General features: G+C 39.7%; 1 pseudogene. It reads right to left on the reverse strand.

The window, feature by feature from the left end:
• Positions 1–859: pseudogene (locus tag ACFINZ_RS10150) on the reverse strand (hypothetical protein); the annotation flags it as partial.
• Between the last annotated feature and the right edge of the window lie 62 nt (positions 860–921).

Here is a 921-nt window from a genome sequence, read left to right on the forward strand (position 1 = left end):
CAAGAAATTTTTTCCTTGTTCTTACGTACGTACAACAACCACCAAAACCACCTTCGCCGCCAGTGCCACCATAAAGACTATCCCTCCCAGCATCGCCGCCACCCCAAGCCCATATCTCAAGTTCTGTCTCATCAGTAACACCTTCTGGCCAAGGAATGTCTCCACTTTCTGTTATAAGGATTTCAACAGGTTTTCTATATCCACTATCATTGCTACCATTATCATTTAGGCTATTGGCTTTGATTGAAGCCATGAGGTTGGCTGGTGAGATAAGTGCGTCTATTGTTTTTGTTCCATCAATCCAGTCTTGTTTGGCAAGAGGTTGAATGAGATCAACTTTTTTCTCTACACTGTGCGCTACATCTTGCGCTTTATTAGCTGCTGTTTGTGCAGTGGTAGCAATAGCTTTTGCATCCGTAGCATTTTTTTGTGCAACACTCGCCGTATCTAATACACTCTCTGCTGCCTCTTTTGCTTTAGTTGCTGTATGTGTCCCTTGTTGTGCACTTTCCTGTGCATGTTGCACATCATTTTCAATTTTATCAATTTTTGCAATCTGTGCACGTTCTTGAGGGGTTAAAATAAGGTGCTCATTCCCCTCTTTCATATTCTCCATATCAAATACATCTTTTTCTATTTTATCTGGATCATAGACTGATTTTAACATACCAAAAGACTTTGATATGGCAAAATAACTGATGGTATTTTTGAGATCTACCGGAGATATAGGATAATAAACACCTTCACTTCCTTTATACCATTTTTCTATTGTTGGCTGGGTAGAACTTAGCCACCGAAGCTTTGATCTTTCTTCTTCAGTCAAAATCTTTTTGGTAGGACCCTCATGCATATTTTCCATGGAAAACACATTTGATCTCACATTATCGGGATCATATGTAACCGCACTCATATCACCAATTC

It is taken from the genome of Bartonella sp. AA81SXKL (assembly GCF_042196945.1).
Taxonomy (GTDB): Bacteria; Pseudomonadota; Alphaproteobacteria; order Rhizobiales; family Rhizobiaceae; genus Bartonella.